The organism is Streptomyces acidiscabies (assembly GCF_020010905.1).
GTDB classification, from domain to species: Bacteria; Actinomycetota; Actinomycetes; order Streptomycetales; family Streptomycetaceae; genus Streptomyces; species Streptomyces acidiscabies.
On record NZ_JAGJBY010000001.1, the window covers coordinates 402,882 to 420,284 of the forward strand.

16 protein-coding genes and 1 pseudogene are annotated in these 17,403 nt (G+C 69.8%); 7 read left to right on the plus strand and 10 right to left on the minus strand.

What is annotated here, in order from left to right; genetic code table 11:
- Positions 1-5: 5 nt before the first annotated feature.
- Complete coding sequence (locus J8M50_RS01840; RefSeq protein ID WP_078480414.1) at positions 6-545, minus strand: Clp protease N-terminal domain-containing protein; 540 nt, start codon at positions 543-545, stop codon at positions 6-8.
- Positions 475-990, minus strand: a complete 516-nt coding sequence (locus tag J8M50_RS01845) for a hypothetical protein (RefSeq protein WP_050987123.1) — start codon at positions 988-990, stop codon at positions 475-477. The genes J8M50_RS01840 and J8M50_RS01845 overlap by 71 nt, the downstream gene beginning before the upstream one ends.
- Before the next feature lie 140 nt (positions 991-1,130).
- On the opposite strand from J8M50_RS01845, the gene J8M50_RS01850 reads away from it, so the two are divergent.
- A complete protein-coding gene (locus J8M50_RS01850) occupies positions 1,131-1,988 on the plus strand; it encodes a hypothetical protein (RefSeq protein ID WP_010350643.1) in 858 nt (285 codons plus the stop codon).
- A 115-nt stretch (positions 1,989-2,103) separates the two neighbouring features.
- Entirely contained in the window at positions 2,104-3,024 is a 921-nt protein-coding gene (locus tag J8M50_RS01855) for a BRO-N domain-containing protein (protein ID WP_029183403.1), read from the plus strand.
- 79 nt (positions 3,025-3,103) lie between these two features.
- On the opposite strand, the gene J8M50_RS01860 is transcribed toward J8M50_RS01855, so the two are convergent.
- The 3 genes from J8M50_RS01860 to pdhA are packed head-to-tail and all read right to left on the minus strand — an operon-like array spanning position 3,104 to position 6,685.
- On the minus strand, positions 3,104-4,525 hold the full coding sequence (locus J8M50_RS01860; protein ID WP_010350645.1) for a dihydrolipoamide acetyltransferase family protein: 1,422 nt from the start codon (positions 4,523-4,525) through the stop codon (positions 3,104-3,106).
- 10 nt (positions 4,526-4,535) lie between these two features.
- Entirely contained in the window at positions 4,536-5,516 is a 981-nt protein-coding gene (locus J8M50_RS01865; protein ID WP_010350646.1) for an alpha-ketoacid dehydrogenase subunit beta, read from the minus strand.
- A gap of 5 nt (positions 5,517-5,521) precedes the next feature.
- Entirely contained in the window at positions 5,522-6,685 is a 1,164-nt protein-coding gene (pdhA, locus tag J8M50_RS01870; RefSeq protein ID WP_010350647.1) for a pyruvate dehydrogenase (acetyl-transferring) E1 component subunit alpha, read from the minus strand.
- A 323-nt stretch (positions 6,686-7,008) separates the two neighbouring features.
- Here pdhA and J8M50_RS01875 point away from each other — a divergent pair, with 323 nt between their 5' ends.
- Positions 7,009-7,668, plus strand: a complete 660-nt coding sequence (locus J8M50_RS01875; RefSeq protein WP_029183404.1) for a response regulator — start codon at positions 7,009-7,011, stop codon at positions 7,666-7,668.
- 70 nt (positions 7,669-7,738) lie between these two features.
- Here J8M50_RS01875 and J8M50_RS01880 read toward each other — a convergent pair whose 3' ends face one another.
- Positions 7,739-7,963, minus strand: coding sequence for a hypothetical protein (locus J8M50_RS01880; protein ID WP_010350649.1), 225 nt, complete (start codon positions 7,961-7,963; stop codon positions 7,739-7,741).
- Positions 7,964-8,172: 209 nt separating this feature from the next.
- Here J8M50_RS01880 and J8M50_RS01885 point away from each other — a divergent pair, with 209 nt between their 5' ends.
- Entirely contained in the window at positions 8,173-8,523 is a 351-nt protein-coding gene (locus J8M50_RS01885; RefSeq protein ID WP_029183405.1) for a hypothetical protein, read from the plus strand.
- Between the two features lie 47 nt (positions 8,524-8,570).
- Here J8M50_RS01885 and J8M50_RS01890 read toward each other — a convergent pair whose 3' ends face one another.
- On the minus strand, positions 8,571-10,214 hold the full coding sequence (locus J8M50_RS01890) for a protein kinase domain-containing protein (RefSeq protein ID WP_010350651.1): 1,644 nt from the start codon (positions 10,212-10,214) through the stop codon (positions 8,571-8,573).
- Between the two features lie 325 nt (positions 10,215-10,539).
- Here J8M50_RS01890 and J8M50_RS01895 point away from each other — a divergent pair, with 325 nt between their 5' ends.
- A complete protein-coding gene (locus tag J8M50_RS01895; protein ID WP_010350652.1) occupies positions 10,540-12,132 on the plus strand; it encodes a protein kinase domain-containing protein in 1,593 nt (530 codons plus the stop codon).
- 67 nt (positions 12,133-12,199) lie between these two features.
- Here the strand turns inward: J8M50_RS01895 and J8M50_RS01900 are convergent, their stop codons facing one another.
- Positions 12,200-12,748, minus strand: a complete 549-nt coding sequence (locus tag J8M50_RS01900; protein WP_010350653.1) for a bacterial proteasome activator family protein — start codon at positions 12,746-12,748, stop codon at positions 12,200-12,202.
- A 1,012-nt stretch (positions 12,749-13,760) separates the two neighbouring features.
- On the opposite strand from J8M50_RS01900, the gene J8M50_RS01905 reads away from it, so the two are divergent.
- Positions 13,761-14,096 carry a hypothetical protein gene (locus J8M50_RS01905; RefSeq protein ID WP_050987119.1) on the plus strand — a complete coding sequence of 112 codons (336 nt, stop codon included), beginning with the start codon at positions 13,761-13,763 and terminating at the stop codon, positions 14,094-14,096.
- 316 nt (positions 14,097-14,412) lie between these two features.
- On the opposite strand, the gene J8M50_RS01910 is transcribed toward J8M50_RS01905, so the two are convergent.
- Positions 14,413-15,396, minus strand: a complete 984-nt coding sequence (locus J8M50_RS01910) for an NAD(P)H-quinone oxidoreductase (protein WP_010350655.1) — start codon at positions 15,394-15,396, stop codon at positions 14,413-14,415.
- Positions 15,397-15,406: 10 nt separating this feature from the next.
- Positions 15,407-16,099, minus strand: a pseudogene (locus J8M50_RS01915) (potassium channel family protein); the annotation flags it as partial.
- A 114-nt stretch (positions 16,100-16,213) separates the two neighbouring features.
- Between J8M50_RS01915 and J8M50_RS01920 the strand changes: the two are divergent.
- Positions 16,214-17,329 (plus strand): potassium channel family protein, encoded by a 1,116-nt coding sequence (locus tag J8M50_RS01920; protein WP_010350657.1) that lies wholly within the window; start codon positions 16,214-16,216, stop codon positions 17,327-17,329.
- Positions 17,330-17,403: the final 74 nt, after the last annotated feature.

Here is a 17,403-nt window from a genome sequence, read left to right on the forward strand (position 1 = left end):
CGCGGTCAGCCGAGTTCCGCCGCCACCGCCGCACGCAGCGCAGCCACTTGCACCCCGCACCCCTCCAGCAGGACAACACACCCCTCGTCGTGGTCGAGGATCAGGCCGAGCAGGTGGGTGGAGTTGAAGTACTTCCTGGTGAGGCTCTGCGACAGATGGAGGATCGTCTCCATCTCGCGCGACCACGGAAGCTCACGCCCCAGACGACCACCCTCCCCAGCGACCAGAGCCGCACGGACGGTCTCATAATCCGCGCCGGCCGCGTCCAACAAGCTGCGCGCGGTACCCCGATGGCGCGCGATGCTGAGGAGGACATGCACGGCGGAAACCTCCCCATGTCCCGCCGACCGCGCCTCAGCAATCGACCTCGCAACATCGCGAACAGCGTCTTCCGACATCAACTCGGGCATACAGAACAGTATTTGACCGCCGCGCCGCCCCGTCCACCGCGCCGCACCACGAGAAAAACGCCCCCTACGACGTCGGCAGCACAAGGTCGTACAAGCACTCCCGAGTACGCCGCACCACCGCCGCCCCCTCCCCATGCAACTCGGTCGTCACGCGAAGCAACTCCGCGCCCAGATGCGGGCGTTCGAGGTTGTCGGACGGGATTGCTCGCCACAGGCTGAACGCCCGTCGGGACGCCGCCGCTACGTCGGGATGGTCCGCGCCCTGGATCGTCGCGCGGAGTTGTGCGCCGTGGAGGTACCAGGCCAGGCCGGTGGAGTGGTCGCCGGTGAGAGTGGCCAAGTAGCCGCGGACTTCCCGGACTTGAGCGGTGTAGAGGTGGAACCCCCCGTACTCGCGCGTCACGTCCTGGTCCAGCTTCTCCGCGAGGACCGCCGCGTCGGCGGGCTGCCCCGACTGCGCGACCTCGGCGACTTTGACCAGCCGCGCGCGGAGGGTCTCGGCGGAGAGCCCCGGCGGTGTGGACACGGACCAGAACTCGGGGGTCACCGTCCCCCAGGGGCGGTACTGCGGCTCGGACATGGCTCCCTCGTACGGCGAGTTCATCACTGGTTCGTACTGCTGCGCGAACCGTACCGCTCGCACTTTCACACGATCCCCGCCGGATCCGCCTGCGGGTCGGCGTAAAGTCGCACGTCGGAAACGTTCGGCGAGGGGGGACGATGGGCACGGCACCGGTCGCGGTACCGCACCTCCCTGTCGGCTCCCGCCTGCTCGTCCCGGTCCTCGCCGCGACGGGCGGCAGCGGCCGTACGACGGTGGCGCACCTGTTGGCGAAGAGGCTGGCCGGCGTCGCGGACACGGTGCTGCTGGACCTCGCGCCGAGGCTGGCGTCGTCGTGGCCACCCCACCTCGCGCCCCAACGGGCAACGGGGCTCGCGGTGTTGCCCCCGGACCAACCTCTGACGCGTACGGCGGTACGCCAAGCGTGCGCCGTGGAGGACACCGGCCCGCACATCCTCTCCGACACCCGCGCCTGGCACGCCCCACCCCTCCTCGACCTCCCCCAACTCCCCACGGCCTGGTACCAGTTGGCGGCGATCGGCGGCTGGCAGGCGGTCGTAGCGGACACGCCCCACCCCCTGTCCCACGACCTCCTCACGGCCCGCCACACGGGAACCCGAGCCCTGACCCGCGACTGGTACGAACTCCCGTACGCGATCCCGGTGTTGTGCGCCCCGGCAACAGCGGACGGCATCCACTCCCTGATCCAGGCAACAAAAACCCTGGACGCGGAGGCCCTCCCCCTGGCCCGGACGATCATCGCGCTGGTAGGCACGACGGACGGCCGCCTCCCGGCCCCTCTCCGCGCAACCCTCACGTCCGCAACCGACCGAGCCGCCGCGGTGATCCACATCCCCCACGACACCCGAATCCGCACCCAGGGCCAGGCCGCCGCACACCCCCGCCCACGCCTCCGGCACGCAAGCACGCGCCTGACGGACGCGGTGTTGAACGCGGCGCACAGGGTATGGGGCCGCCCTCTCCCCCTGGCCCCGCAACCGGCGCCGTTGCCCTGAACTCCCCAGCACCGCAAGCCACTCAGAGCTAAACCACTCGAAAGAGTGAACATCATTAGTTCCGATGGCATATGCGAATCCCTCCGCCTTACGTTCCGTAGCGGAGGTGGTTCACATGAATGAACCCTGCAAGCGGCGACAAGACGCCATCGACATCAGCGACTTCGTGTACGCGGCGACGGGCGCCCGGGTCCGACGGCTCACGATGCCGGACGGGACGCATTGGTTTCCGGCGGTGGATGTGTGCGCGGAACTGGGGCACACAAACTCTCGGAAGGCTCTCGCCGACCACGTCCCCGAAGACCACCGAGAGATTCTCGAGACCGTAACTGGAGGTTACGGTCTCAGCGTTCCCGCAGGTAGAGAGTGGCGCCGAGACCTGAATCTCATCTCTCTCCAAGGTCTCCTCCATCTCGTGAACGCCTGCACCAAACCCTCCTGCGCCCCCTTCAAACAGTGGGCGGCGGAAGTCATCGCGACAGTCCAACAGGAGGGTTCGTACTCCCTCCAGAAGGCAGAGGTACAGCCCACCGCCCCCGGCGCCCCCGTCGTCTACGCCATGCCCGCCCAGGTAGCCGACGCCATCGTCCGCCTCGAAGAACACAACCTTCGCATCGACGAGGAACTTGCGACCGCACAGCAAGAATCCCTGTCCCTGCAAAGGGAGATGCTCGCGATGCAGCGGGAGAACCTCACCGCCCAGCAGAGCATCGCGGAGGCCATGAACCGCATCGCGACCCGGTTCGACACCCTGGCTCTCGCGTCCCCCAACTCCCCGCACCCGACCACGGAATCCGTCCTCGCGGACTGGCGTCGGCGACTCTCCGTGACGGAGGACGTCTGGACGCTGGCGGTCGTCATCGCGCCGGTCCTCGTGGAGGAAGGTGAGCTGCGGCAGCCGCTGAAGTCGTTGGCGGCGCGCACGGGATTGACCGTGCACCGCGTCAACGAGTGCCTGCGGCTCCTGCGGACGCACGCCTGCATCCGCTCGCGCGGCGCGACGGAAGAGGGAGCACCGGTGTACGTGCTCAACTGACCGCAACACGAAGGGACGGCCGCAATCCGAACTTGCGGCCGTCCCTTCAGCGTTCAACTTATCCCAACCGCGCAGCGCCTCACGCCCAAGTGATCAGCTTCTTCGGCTGTTCCAGGATCGCCGCGATGTCGGCCAGGAACTTCGAGCCCAGCTCGCCGTCCACCAACCGGTGATCGAAGGAGAGCGCGAGAGTCGTCACCTGCCGGGGCTTGACCTTGCCCTTGTGGACCCACGGCTGGAGTTTGATCGCGCCGATCGCCAGGATCGCCGACTCCCCGGGGTTGAGGATCGGCGTGCCCGTGTCGATGCCGAAGACGCCGACGTTGGTGATCGTCACCGTGCCGCCCTGCATCGCCGCCGGGGAGGTCTTGCCGTCGCGGGCCGTCGTCACCAAATCGCCGAGCTCCGCAGCCAGTTCCGGCAGCGTCTTGGCCTGTGCGTCCTTGATGTTCGGGACGAGCAGGCCGCGCGGCGTCGCGGCGGCGATGCCGAGGTTGACGTAGTGCTTGAGGACGATCTCCTGCGCCGCCTCGTCCCAGGACGCGTTGATCTCCGGGTTGCGCTTGATCGCGACCAGGAGCGCCTTGGCGATCAGGAGCAGGGGGTTGACCCGCAGGCCCGCGAGGTCCTTGTCCCGCTTCAGCTCCCCGACCAGCTTCAGGGTCCGGGTGACGTCGACCGTCACGAACTCCGTGACGTGCGGCGCGGTGAAGGCGGAGCCGACCATCGCCGTTGCCGTCGCCTTGCGGACGCCCTTGACGGGGATGCGGGTCTCACGGCTGGTGTCGTACGCCGGTACGGCGACGGCCGGCACCACCGCCGGAGTCACCACAGGCACCGCCGCCTTGTGCACATCCTCCCGCGTGACGACCCCGTCGGGGCCGGTCGGCGTCACCGTCGCCAAGTCCACGCCGAGATCCTTCGCGAGCTTCCGCACCGGAGGCTTGGCCAACGGCCGCTCAGCAGACTCCGTACGCCCAGCAGGCTCCGTACGCCCAACGGACTCCGCACGCTCCTCGACAACCGGCGCCGCTGCCACGTACCCATGCCCGTTCAACTCCGCCTGCACAGCGGGCGCGGCAGCGGTAGGCACCTCCGCGACCCCCTTGCGAGGCCGCCGCTTGGTCGACGACGCCGCCACCCCGTACCCGACGAGCACAGGCTGACGCCCCTCGGGCTTCGGCTCCTCAGCAACAGACGCCTGGGCCGGCACATCAACCGCCGCACCAGCACCCACCGCACCCCCCACCTCCACCGCGATGATCGCCACCCCCACATCCACAGTCGCCCCCTCGGCGAACCGCAACTCCCGCACCACCCCGTCGTACGGAATCGGCAGCTCCACAGCCGCCTTCGCCGTCTCGACCTCGCACACCACCTGCCCGTCGGAGACCACGTCCCCCGGCTGGACGTACCACTTGAGGATCTCCGCCTCCGTGAGCCCCTCGCCCACGTCCGGCATCTTGAATTCGCGTACCGCGGATTCGGTCATCGTCGTCACGTCCCTCTCCTCAGTACGCCAGGGCACGGTCGACGGTGTCGAGCACCCGGTCAAGCCCCGGTAGGTACTCCTCTTCGAGGCGGGCCGGCGGATAGGGGGTGTGATAGCCACCGACCCGCAGCACAGGCGCCTCCAAGTGGTAGAAGCACCGCTCGGTGATCCGCGCCGCGATCTCCGCGCCGGAGCCGAAGAAGACGGGCGCCTCGTGGACGACGACGAGCCGCCGGGTCTTCTCGACGGACGTCTGGATCGCGTCGAAGTCGAGCGGCGAGACCGACCGCAGGTCGAGGACCTCCAGGGACTTGCCCTCCTCGGCGGCGGCGTCGGCGGCCTCCAGACAGACCTTCACCATCGGCCCGTACGCGACCAGCGTGAGATCGGACCCCTCGCGCACCCGGACCGCCTTGTGCAGCGGCCCCGGAATCGCCTCCGTGTCCACCTCGGACCGGTCCCAGTACCGCCGCTTCGGCTCGAAGAAGATCACCGGATCGTCGCTGTGGATGGCCTGCTGCATCATCCAGTACGCGTCCGCCGCGTTGGAGGGCGAGACGATCTTCAGCCCCGCGACGTGCGCGAAGAGCGCCTCGGGCGACTCGGAGTGGTGCTCGACCGCGCCGATACCGCCGCCGTAGGGGATCCGGACGACGACGGGGAGCTTGACCTTGCCCAGCGAGCGCGCGTGCATCTTCGCGAGCTGGGTGACGATCTGGTCGTACGCCGGGAAGACGAACCCGTCGAACTGGATCTCCACGACCGGGCGGTAGCCGCGCAGGGCCAGCCCGATGGCCGTACCGACGATGCCCGACTCGGCGAGTGGTGTGTCGATGACGCGGCTCTCGCCGAAGTCCTTCTGGAGGCCGTCGGTGACGCGGAAGACGCCGCCGAGCTTGCCGACGTCCTCGCCCATGACCAGGACCTTGGGGTCCTCTTCCAGCGCGCGGCGCAGCGACTCGTTGATCGCCTTGGCCACTGCCAATTTCTCGACTGCCATGTGTGTCAGACCCCCTCTGCCTCGGTGAACGACGCCTGGTAGGCGGCGAACTGAGCCCGCTCCTCGTCGACGAGCGAGTGCCCGTCCGCGTAGGCGTTCTCGAAGATCGCGAACCGGTCGGGGTCCGGCATCCCCCGGACCGCTTCGCGCACTCGTTTGCCCAACGCCTCGGACTCGGCTTCGAGTTCCTCGAAAAATCCCTCTTCAGGGTGGTTTACACCCTTGAACGACTCCAGATACGTCCGCAGCCGCAGAATCGGGTCCTTCGCCTCCCACGCCACCCGCTCGTCGTCCAGCCGGTACCGCGTCGGATCGTCGGACGTCGTATGCGCCCCCATCCGATACGTGTACGCCTCGACCAGCGTCGGCCCCTCCCCGCTGCGCGCCCGCTCCAGCGCCCACTTGGTCACCGCGAGACACGCGAGCACGTCGTTGCCGTCGACCCGGACCCCGGGGAACCCGTACCCCTGCGCCCGCTGGTACAGCGGAACCCGCGTCTGCTTCTCGGTCGGCTCCGAGATCGCCCACTGGTTGTTCTGGCAGAAGAACACGACGGGCGCGTTGTAGACGGCGGAGAAGGTGAACGATTCCGCGACGTCCCCCTGGCTGGACGCGCCGTCGCCGAAGTACGCGATGACCGCGCTGTCCGCGCCGTCCTTGGCGACCCCCATCGCGTACCCGGTCGCGTGCAGCGTCTGGGAGCCGATGACGATCGTGTAGAGCTGGAAGTTGTTGCTGTTGGGGTCCCAGCCGCCGTTGTTGACGCCCCGGAACATGCCGAGCAGGTTCTCGGGCGGGACGCCCCGGCACCAGGCGACGCCGTGCTCGCGGTAGGTCGGGAAGACGTAGTCGTCGTCGCGCAGGGCGCGTCCGGAGCCGATCTGAGCGGCTTCCTGGCCGAGCAGCGAGGCCCACAGGCCGAGTTCGCCCTGGCGCTGGAGGGAGGTCGCCTCGGCGTCGAACCGCCGGGTGAGGACCATGTCGCGGTACAGGCCGCGGAGTTGTTCGGGGGTGATGTCGGCGACGTACTTGTCGTACTCGGCGTTCTTGACCCGCTTGCCCTCGGGGGTCAGCAGCTGCACGAGTTCGGGTGCGGTGGTCTTCTTCGAGGCGGCCTTGCCTCCGCCGCCGCGTCGCGGTGTGCGCGGGGCAGTGCTCTCCACGGTCACGTGTAGCTCCTCCGTCGGTCCGGCTCCCGGGGTTGCCGGGGTCCAGTGCGGCCTACCTGTTTCCGGACACCCGTGCGCGGGGTGGGCGCCATTCGGCCGGAACAGGCGTGACATGAGCTCCGGCGAGCGCCCTGGGGCGCTCACGTTACCCAGTGCTCCACATTTCTGTGAAACCCCTTCTGACCTGCGTTTTTACTCGGATTTCCAAGTAAATTCGGCAAAGCCGTGAAGGGCCCTGGTCACAGCCTCGCAGGAGGCCGGAGCAACGGCACGTTATCCCGCGCTCCCCGGCCACGGGAAGGGTTGTGTGTGAAACTGATCTCGTGCACGAAAAGGCGGAAATCAGGGTTTTTCTCCTCGATGACCATGAAGTCGTACGGCGTGGCGTGCGCGAGCTGCTCGCGGTCGAGGACGGCATCGAGGTGATCGGCGAGGCGGGTACGGCGGCGGAGGCGCTCGCCCGTATCCCGGCCCTGCGGCCCGACGTAGCCGTCCTCGACGTGCGGCTTCCCGACGGCAGCGGCGTCGAGGTGTGCCGCGAGATCCGCTCCCAGGACCCGTCCCTCAAGTGTCTGATACTGACCTCTTTCGCGGACGACGAGGCCCTGTTCGAGGCGATCATGGCGGGCGCGTCCGGATACGTCCTGAAGGCGATCCGCGGCGACGAACTGCTGTCCGCGGTACGGGACATCGCCGCGGGAAAGTCCCTCCTCGACCCCGTCGCCACCGCGCGCGTGCTGGAGCGGCTGCGGGAGGGCGCCCCCAAGGGAGACGAACGCCTGGAGCGGCTCACCGACCAGGAGCGCCGCATCCTCCACCTCATCGGCGAGGGCCTCACGAACCGGCAGATCGGCGAGGAGCTGCACCTCGCGGAGAAGACGATCAAGAACTACGTGTCGAGCCTGCTGGCGAAGCTGGGGATGCAGCGGAGGTCGCAGGCGGCGGCGTACGTGGCGCGGATGCAGGTGGGCGGGCAGAACTGAAGCGAGCGGAACTGAAGGGGAGCCCGCCCGCATGCCCGGGCGGGCTCCCCTTCGGCTTCGGCGAAGCGGTTCAGCAGGAGCCGACCACCCGGGACTGCCAGGGCATACCGCACGGGTTCAGCGTCGGGCCCGCCGGCTTGGCGAACCCGTAGAGCGTGCCCCTCTCGCAGATCTGTATCTGCGAGAGGTCCAGGCAGGGGTCGTTGTTGAAGGTGAGCGCCTGGGCCGAGCCGGACCCGGCGAAGACGGCGACTCCGGCGACACCGGCCGCGAAGGCGAGACCGATCTTGCGCATGATTCCCCCAAGGGTGTGCGATGTGGTCGAGATCGATCAAGAGCATGCAAGATCGGAAGCGGGCGGGTCCAACGTTTCGAAGAAGATCGAAACGTCGCCCCGGAACCGGCGTACTCCGGCGCACTCCCTCTTACTCGGGACTTACGTCCCGTTCCCCAGGGGCATCAGGCCCTGTCCCCGCCAGTGGGACCGCGCCCACAGTGGACGTCATGCCGCTCACCGCCGACACCCGGCACGCCCTCGACCTCCTCGCCGACGCCGACCACGGCCAGGTCGCGGCCAGCGTCCGCGCGCTGCCGTTCCTCGCGACCGCCCGCCACGCCGTCGTCGCGGACCGGCTGCTCCTGCGGCTGTGCGCCCACCAGCGCGCGTGCGCGGGGCAGATCGTGGCGTACGGGACCGGCGCGGCCGATCACTGGTCGGTGCAGGTCGTCGGGCTGTGCGAGACGGCCGAGCCGACGGTGGAGGAGCGGGCGCTGTTCCCGGGGGAGGCGCCGGCGGACCCCGTCTATCTGTGGGTCACGCCGCAGTACGCGACGGTGCACACGGAGAAAGACTGAGGCGCGTACCGATCGGCACGCGCCCCCTCCTGCTCAGCTCCGGCGTTTCAGCCGCCGGTCAGCCCGCCCAGCCCCGTCGTACCGCCGTCGGACGTCCCCCCGTTGGACGTCCCGCCGTCGGACGTCCCCCCGTTGTTCGTACCGGACGACGTCCCCGTGCTCCCCTGGTTCGTCGTCCCCGTCGACGTGTCCCCGGTGGTGCCCGGGTCCGACGACGGCTCCGGCGAGTCGTCGCCCGAAGGCGTCGGCTCGCTGCTCTGTTCCTGCGTCTTCGAAGGCGTCGGCGACGGCTTGGGCGTGGACGGGTCGGGGTAGTTCCCGCTCCCGCCGGACGTCGTGCTGTTCTCGGTCGACGAGTCGCTCGAATCGTCGGACTCGGTCTCGCTCGGCGAGGGCGACGAGGAGTCCGAGCTGGTCGTGGACGAGACGGTCGGCGTCGGAGTGGGGTCCGTGCCGCCGCCCTTGCCGCCGGTGTTCTGGAGCGCGATCGCGACGCCCGCCGCGATGGCGATGATCGCCAGCACCGCGAGGATCCACAGCTTCCCGCGCCCGCTGCCGTGGTTGCCGTGGCCTTCGAAGCCGCCGTCGTCGCCGCCCCCGTACCCCTGGGGCAGGATCGGCTGCGGGATCTGCGAGGTCGCGCCGCCGTGACCGCCCTGCGGCATCATCGTCGTGCTGGAGTAGCCGCCGGTGACGGGGTGCGCGGCGATCGGCGCGGTGACCGGGCCGGTGTTCCAGGTGCCGGTGTGCGCGCCGTGGTCGTACAGCATCTGGAGGCCGTACTGGACGAGCCCGCGCATCTCCTCGGCCGTCTGGAACCGGTCGTCCGGCTCCTTCGCGAGCGCGCGCATCGCGAGCCCGTCGAGCTCCGGCGGGGAGGCGCCGCCGGACGCCTGCGAGGGGGGTACGGGGATGTCCTGGACGTGCTGGTAGACCACCGACAGCGGGGTCTCGCCGACGAACGGGGGCCGCAGCGCGAGGAGTTCGTACAGCATGCAGCCGGTGGCGTACAGGTCGGAGCGGTGGTCGACGGCCTTTCCGAGCGCCTGTTCGGGGGAGAGGTACTGCGGCGTCCCCATGACCATGCCGGTTTGAGTCATCGTCGTGGACGCGCCGTGCAGCGCGCGGGCGATGCCGAAGTCCATGACCTTGACGGCGCCGTTGTGCGTGATGATCACGTTGGCCGGCTTGATGTCGCGGTGCACGATGCCGTGCTGGTGCGAATACGCGAGCGCTTCGAGGACCCCGGAGACGATGATCAGCGCCTGTTCGGGACCGGGCGCCTCCGCGTTCAGCAGCAGATCGCGGATCGTGCGGCCCTCGACGATCTCCATGACGATGTACGGCACGGCCTGGCCGTTGGCCATGACATCTTCGCCGGAGTCGTACACGGCGACGATGGAGTGGTGGTTCAGACCGGCCACCGACTGGGCCTCGCGCGTGAAGCGGGCCTTGGACGTCGGGTCCTCGGCGAGGTCGGAGCGCAGCAGCTTGACGGCGACGGTCCGGCCGAGGCGTACGTCCTCAGCGGCGAACACCTCCGCCATGCCGCCCCGGCCGAGTCTGCGCGTGAGCCGGTAACGTCCGTCACCGACCAGGCCGCCGTTGCCCCACTGTTCCGGCGCGTCCGACATACCGCCGTCAGTCGCCTCGGGGTCGGACGGGCCCTGAGAGCGCTGCTGCTGTGCCATCAGTCCTCGCCGTCGTTTCTGCCCGCGGTGCGCGCGGTGTTGTCACGGTCTCCGTCGGCCACGCTACAGCCTCCCGCCGGGCCCCCGATCCGGGAAGGCCCCTGTGAGGAGCCCGCCCGGACGTGTGCTCGTGCACATTCCGTGTTCCGGTGATGCGGAGGCTGTGACGCTCGTGCGGTGCTTCTTTCGCGTACGGTCACGGAACGGGCACCGAGCTTGACGTGTGAGGGGCCTGAGGCAGACTTGGCCGAGATTGACGCATGGGATCAATGGTCTCGGTCACTACGAACGCGGTGGCGACGGCCTGATGGGGGACGCGCAGACAATGAGCCACGACGGCGCAGACGGCCGCTTCACGGGGCAGTCGCTCGCGGGCGGACGCTACCAGGTACGCGGGCTGCTCGGCGAGGGCGGCATGGCCTCCGTGCACCTCGCCTACGACTCCGTCCTCGACCGGCAGGTCGCGGTCAAGACGCTGCACTCCCAGCTCGGCCGGGAGGAGGCGTTCCGGGAGCGGTTCAGGCGCGAGGCGCAGGCCGTGGCCAAGCTCTCCCACACCAACATCGTCTCCGTCTTCGACACCGGTGAGGACGTCAGCGGCGGCGAGACGACGCCGTACATCGTCATGGAGTTCGTCGAGGGCCGGCCGCTCGGCTCCGTCCTCGACACGGACGTGACGCAGTACGGCGCGATGCCCGCCGACAAGGCGCTCCAGATCACCGCCGACGTCCTCGCGGCGCTCGACATCAGCCACGAGATGGGGCTCGTCCACCGCGACATCAAGCCCGGCAACGTGATGATGACCAAGCGCGGGGTCGTCAAGGTCATGGACTTCGGCATCGCGCGGGCCATGCAGTCCGGGGTGACGTCGATGACGCAGACCGGGATGGTCGTCGGGACGCCGCAGTACCTCTCGCCGGAGCAGGCGCTCGGGCGCGCGGTGGACGCGCGGTCCGACCTCTACTCCGTCGGCATCATGCTGTTCCAGCTCGTCACCGGGCGCCTCCCCTTCGACGCGGACTCGCCGCTGGCCATCGCCTACGCGCACGTCCAGGAGGAGCCGCCGCGCGCCTCCTCCATCAACCGCGCGCTGCCGCCGGCCGTCGACGCGCTGATCGCCCGCGCGCTGAAGAAGAACCCCAACGAACGGTTCCCGAGCGCCGTCGCCATGCGCGACGAGTGCCTGCGCGTCGCCGCGTCCTTCCAGGCGGCGCCGCCGAGCATCGTGCCGGGGCAGCCCACGAGCAGCGGGCAGGGGGTGGGTTCGGCGGTGTTCCCGCCGGTGGGTCCGAGCACGCCGGCTCCCGGTCCGTACGGGGCTCAGCCCGGTCCTTACGGTGCGACGCCGCCGCCGCCTTCGTACGGCTATCCGCAGCAGGGGTACGCCACGCCGGCGCCCGCGTACGGTGCCCAGACGTACCCGATGAACGGCGGGCCCTCGACGCCGGCGCCCGTGCCCACCGGCGGTCGCCGCAGCACTCGGCCCCTCGTCATCGGCTCCGTCGTCGCCGCCGTCGTCGCGGTCAGCGCGCTCCTCGTGGCCATCGCCCTCAACGCGGGCGGCGGGACGAAGGACGACGACAGCATCCTGGAGGTGACGGCGTCCCCGTCGGTCGCCGCCGGGCACCGGGGGCCGGACACGTCCAAGACCATCGAGGACACGGAGTGCTCCGAGCCCGAGGAGTCCTACAACGACCCGGCCAAGATCCGCGTCCCCAACTTCAAGTTCAAGAACATCGACTCGGTCAAGGCGTGCCTCCAGGCGGCCGGCTGGCGCCCGAAGATCGTCAACGTGGACGAGAACACGTTCGGTGAGGGCACGGTGATGAACCAGTTCCCGGCGGCGGACACGGACGTGGACCCGAAGAACATGCCGGAGATCCAGCTGAACGTGTCGACGGGGAACCCGCCGTCCTGAGTGGTGTAGCGGTACGACGACGCCCCGGACGGTTGACGTCCGGGGCGTTCTTTGTTGTGTGTACGGCTTAGAGGTAGGGCCCACCCGTACGGGCGCCCGGGTGTCCCTCTTCCCCGCCCTCGTGGCCCCCCACGCCCGGCGGAAGTGCCCGGCGCATCTGTTCCAACTGGGCCCGCGCGGCCATCTGCTGGGCGAACAGGGTCGTCTGGATCCCGTGGAAGAGCCCTTCGAGCCAGCCGACGAGCTGGGCCTGGGCGATCCTGAGTTCCGCGTCGCTGGGCGTGGAGTCCTCGTTGAACGGCAGGGACAGCCGCTCCAGCTCCTCGACGAGCTCAGGTGCGAGCCCGTCCTCCAGCTCCTTGACGGAACTCGCGTGGATCTCCTTGAGACGCACCCGGCTCGCCTCGTCGAGAGGAGCCGCCCGCACCTCCTCCAGCAACTGCTTGATCATGCTTCCGATGCGCATGACCTTCGCGGGCTGCTCGACCATCTCGGTCACGGGGAGTTCCCGGCCCTCGTCATCCATATCAACTCCGCCGAGCGCCATGCCGTCCTGGCCCACGACCAGGATCTTCTGGGCGTTCTCCGGCGACCTTTCGTTCCTCGGCATCTCCATACCGCCATTCTCTCGCACCCACCCACTCCACCACCCGCCCACCCCCTCCGACCAGGCCCCACCCCCACGCGGCCCGAAATGCCGCCCCCTCCCCACCATGCAACCCTGACCCCACGGCACCTGCCCGACCCCGCACAGCAAGGACCCCACCGTGACACCCACCGCCCGAAGGGAGCCCCCTCCCTCACCGAGGACAGCGGGACGGGCGGGGCTGAGACGCCTGACAGCGAGACGGCGAAAGCCGGAACGCCTGACCACAGAACAGGCAGCACTGGACCGGCTGACACCGAGACGGGCGGGCCAGGCAAAGGGGCGGGCGGAGTCGGAACGGCCAATCGCAGGGCAGGCGGAGTTGGGTCAGCCGACGGGGGTGTGGGCGGAGCTGGGACAGCCGACGGGGGTGTGGGCGGAGCCGGGTCAGACGGCCGCAGGGTCGGCAAAGCCGAAACAGCCGACCGCCCGGCAGGCGCAGCCGGGTCAGCCAGCTGCGATGTGGGCGGAGCCGGGTCAGACGGCCGCAGGATCGGCGAAGCCGAAACAACCGACCACGAGGCCGGGACAGCCGACAGCGGGGAGCGCGGCAAGCGGGCGAACCACACGCGCGGGCAACCCGACCGGAACGACGGCAGTCGGGGGTACGGCAGGGGGCCGGGCCACGTCGCGGGGAAACACCTCGGCACAGCCCACCGACGCCAGACCCACAACACGTACGCCGCGAAGACTGCACGCCGCAAGCCTCGCAGCGTGCGCGGAACCGGATCAGCCAGCAGCGGCGTGCGCGGAGCCGGGACAGCCAGCCGCAGGATCGGCGAAGCCGAAACAACCGACCACGAGGAGCGCGGCAAGCGGGCGAACCGCACGCGCGGGCAACCCGACCGGAACGACGGCAGTCGGGGGTACGGCAGGGGGCCGGGTCTCGTCGTCGGGGAACACCTCGGCGCAGTCCACCAGCACCAGAGCCACAACACGTACGCCGAGAGGGCTCCGCGCCGCAAGCCTCGCGGTGTGCGCGGTGCTCTTCCTGTACGGCGCCGGCACGGCGAGCGCCCTGCCCCCACCCGTCACCCCCACGGCCCACCCCACCCCCGACCGCGCCGGAAGCGGCCCGGGAGAAGGCCGCGAACGCCCGGGCCGACCACCCGCGCCGGACCCGGCCTCGGAGGAAACCACTCCCCCGAAACCCAGCCCGATCACCACCCCCATCCCCCTGGAACCCACCCGCCAGACCCTCCGCCGAGCAGACACCACCACCTCGACGCTGCGAATCCTCCCCCTGGGCACCGGCCTGGTCCTGATCGGCCTGGGCCTGGCCCTGACCATGGCGGGCCTACGCCTACGCCGCCGCTGACCCGCACCGATCCTCAAGGACGCGGGTCTGCGGTCGACCCACCGCCGCACAAGCCCAACCAGACACAGCCCCCACCGACCTCAGGGGCACAGCGCTGCGTTCGCCCCACCGCCACCGCCACGCAAGCCCAACCAGACACAGCCACCCCCCACCGACCTCAGGGGCGCGGGGCTGTGTCCGACCCACCGGCCAACAGCCCACAGCCACCCCAACCAACCTAAGGGGCGCGGGGCTGTATCAATGTGCGGCTACCGCCGCGCGGGCGCGACCAGCCACAGCGAACCCGCACCCACCCCCAACACCAGCCCCCCGCTACCTACCGCCCCACCACCAACAGCACCTTCCCCACATGCCCACTCCCCTCCACCACCCGATGCGCCTCAGCCGCCTCCGCCATCGGAATCTCCCGATCCACAACCGGCTGAACATGCCCCTCCGACACCAGCGGCCACACATGCTCCCGAACCGCCGCGACAATCGCCGCCTTCTCCTCCAACGGCCGAGCCCGAAGGGACGTCGCGCTGACCGCCGCCCGCTTGGCAAGCAACGTACCGATGTTCAGCTCCGCCTTGACCCCACCCTGCATCCCGATGATCGCGAGCCGCCCGTTGACGGCAAGAGCCTGGACGTTGCGGTCGAGATACTTCGCCCCCATGTTGTCGAGGATGACATCGGCCCCAACACCCCCCGTCGCGGCCCGCACCTCCGCCACAAAGTCCTGCTCGCGATAGTTGATCAGCACATCGGCACCGAGGTCGGCACACCGCCGCAGCTTCTCCGGCGTACCCGCGGTAACCGCAACCTTCGCCCCGACCGCCTTCCCGAGCTGGATAGCCATGGTCCCGATCCCACTGGACCCCCCATGGACGAGCAACGTCTCCCCGGGCCGCAGATGGGAAATCATGAACACGTTGGACCAGACAGTGCAGGCAACCTCAGGAAGCGCGGCGGCCCGGACGAGGTCGACCCCCTTGGGAACCGGCAGCAACTGCCCCGCGGGAACGGCGACCTTCTCGGCGTACCCCCCACCCGCAAGCAGCGCACACACCTCGTCCCCGACCTGCCACCCACTCACCCCGGACCCCACCTCGACGATCCGCCCGGAACATTCGAGCCCGGGATAGGGCGAGGCGCCGGGCGGCGGGTTGTAGAACCCCTGCCGCTGAAGCAGATCGGCCCGGTTGACGGCCCCGGCGACAACCTCGACGAGCACCTCCCCCGCCCCGGCCACCGCATCCTCGACGTCCGCCCAGACCAACGCCTCGGGCCCACCAGGTTCCGTAACAGTGATCGCACGCATGCCCCCGACGCTACTCCTCGCACCCGGCGAAACCCGGCCGCACCCCCGCTGCCCCCTCCACCCCCGAGGACCGCACGATCGTCACGACCCGATCCGTCAGCTCCAGCACCCCGACCGCCGGATCGTCGTACCCCAGCACCCGATGCCCCCGCACCACACTCACCACCAGATCCTCGGTCTCCCGGGGAGTCTTCCCGGTCTCCGCGCGAGTGACGGGCCGCTCGACGATGTCCAGCCCGCTCCCCTGCCGCAACAGCCCCTCCATCACGACCCCGGCGGCAGGTGAAAGAACGGACAGCCCGAGCAGACGACCCGCGGCCCCGGCGCTGGTGATGACCTCGTCGGCCCCGGACTGCCGCAGCAGCGGCGCGTTCTCCTCCTCCCGCACGGCGGCGACGATCATCGCCCCCCGATTGAGCTGGCGCGCGGTGAGGGCGACGAGGACGGCCGTATCGTCCCGCTGCGTCGCGATGATGATCCGCCCGGCCTTGTGCACCTCGGCCCGCCGCAGGACGTCGCTGCGGGTCGCGTCCCCCACGACCCCCTCGTACCCCTCGGCCGTGGCCGCCTCGATCACTTTCGCACTCGGATCGACCACCACGACCTGCTCCCGGCGCAGCCCCGACGCACAGGCGGTCCGAATCGCGGAACGCCCCTTCGTACCGAATCCGACGACGACAGTGTGGTCACGCAAGGAGGGCCTCCGAAGGCTCGGCGAAACGCGGACACGCATCGCGTGTGGCGGGTGTGACGTCCACACCGCCGCCAGGAACCATGGTGCCCACCGACCGGATCACCACCCCAGGGGGGCACGCGTATGAAGGACCACCCACGCCAGCCGAGGAAGCTGAGCAGGCTCTCCCTGTTCCGCACGCTGTGGTACCGCTCGCGCTCCGACAACCGCGACGACGCGGAGGCGAGCCGCGCGGTGACGATGCCGACCCGCAGCGGGGTCCCCCCGCTCCAGCAGGTGCTCAGGCGCCTGCTGCTGGCCCTGTTCGTGCTGGCGCTGACGACGTTCCTGGTCTACATCGACCGCGACGGCTACAACGACAACTCCGACGGCGCGGTGGACCTGCTGGACTCCGCGTACTACGCGACGGTCACGCTCTCGACGACGGGCTACGGCGACGTCACCCCGGTCAGCGACACGGCCCGCTTCGTCAACATCGTCGTCATCACCCCGCTGCGCGTCGTCTTCCTGATCATCCTGGTCGGCACGACCCTGGAGGTGCTGACCGAGCGCACGCGCCAACAGGTCCGCGTCCACCGCTGGCGCTCCCGCCTGCGCGACCACGTCGTGGTCGTCGGCTACGGCACGAAGGGCCGCCACGCGGCGGAGGCGCTGGTCGGACAGGGCATCGCGAAGGACAGGATCGTGATCGTGGACGCCCAGAAGAAGGCGGTCATGACGGCGGCGGAGGACGGCCTCGTCGCGGTGACCGGCGACGCGACGCGCTCGGAAACACTGCTGAAGGCGGAGGTCTCTACGGCGGCCCAGGTCATCGTCTGCCCCCAGCGCGACGACACGACGGCCCTGGTCACCCTCACGGCCCGCCAGCTGAACCGCCGCGCCACGATCGTGGTGGCGGCCCGCGAGGACGAGAACGTCCCCCTCCTGAAGCAGAGCGGCGCCGACACGGTGATCACCAGCTCCAGCTCGGCGGGCCGCCTCCTGGGTGTCGCCATGGTCAGCCCGGTCGTAGCGAACACCCTCGAAGACCTGATGACCCTGGGCAGCGGCCTGGACATCGTGGAACGCCCGATCACCCCCGAGGAGATCGGCGCGGCACCCCGGACCTGCGAGGACCTGATCGTCGCGGTGGTACGGGGCAAGAAACTCCTGGACTACGCGGACCCCGGCCTCACCACGCTGGAACGGGGGGACAGGGTGGTCACGGTCAGCAGAGCGACGGTGGTCGAACCGGCGTAGCGGACGGCGGAAATCTGTCTTCTGCCAGCAGCAGAGCGCCAGCCCCAACGGGCCCGGCGATCACTACAGTCCAG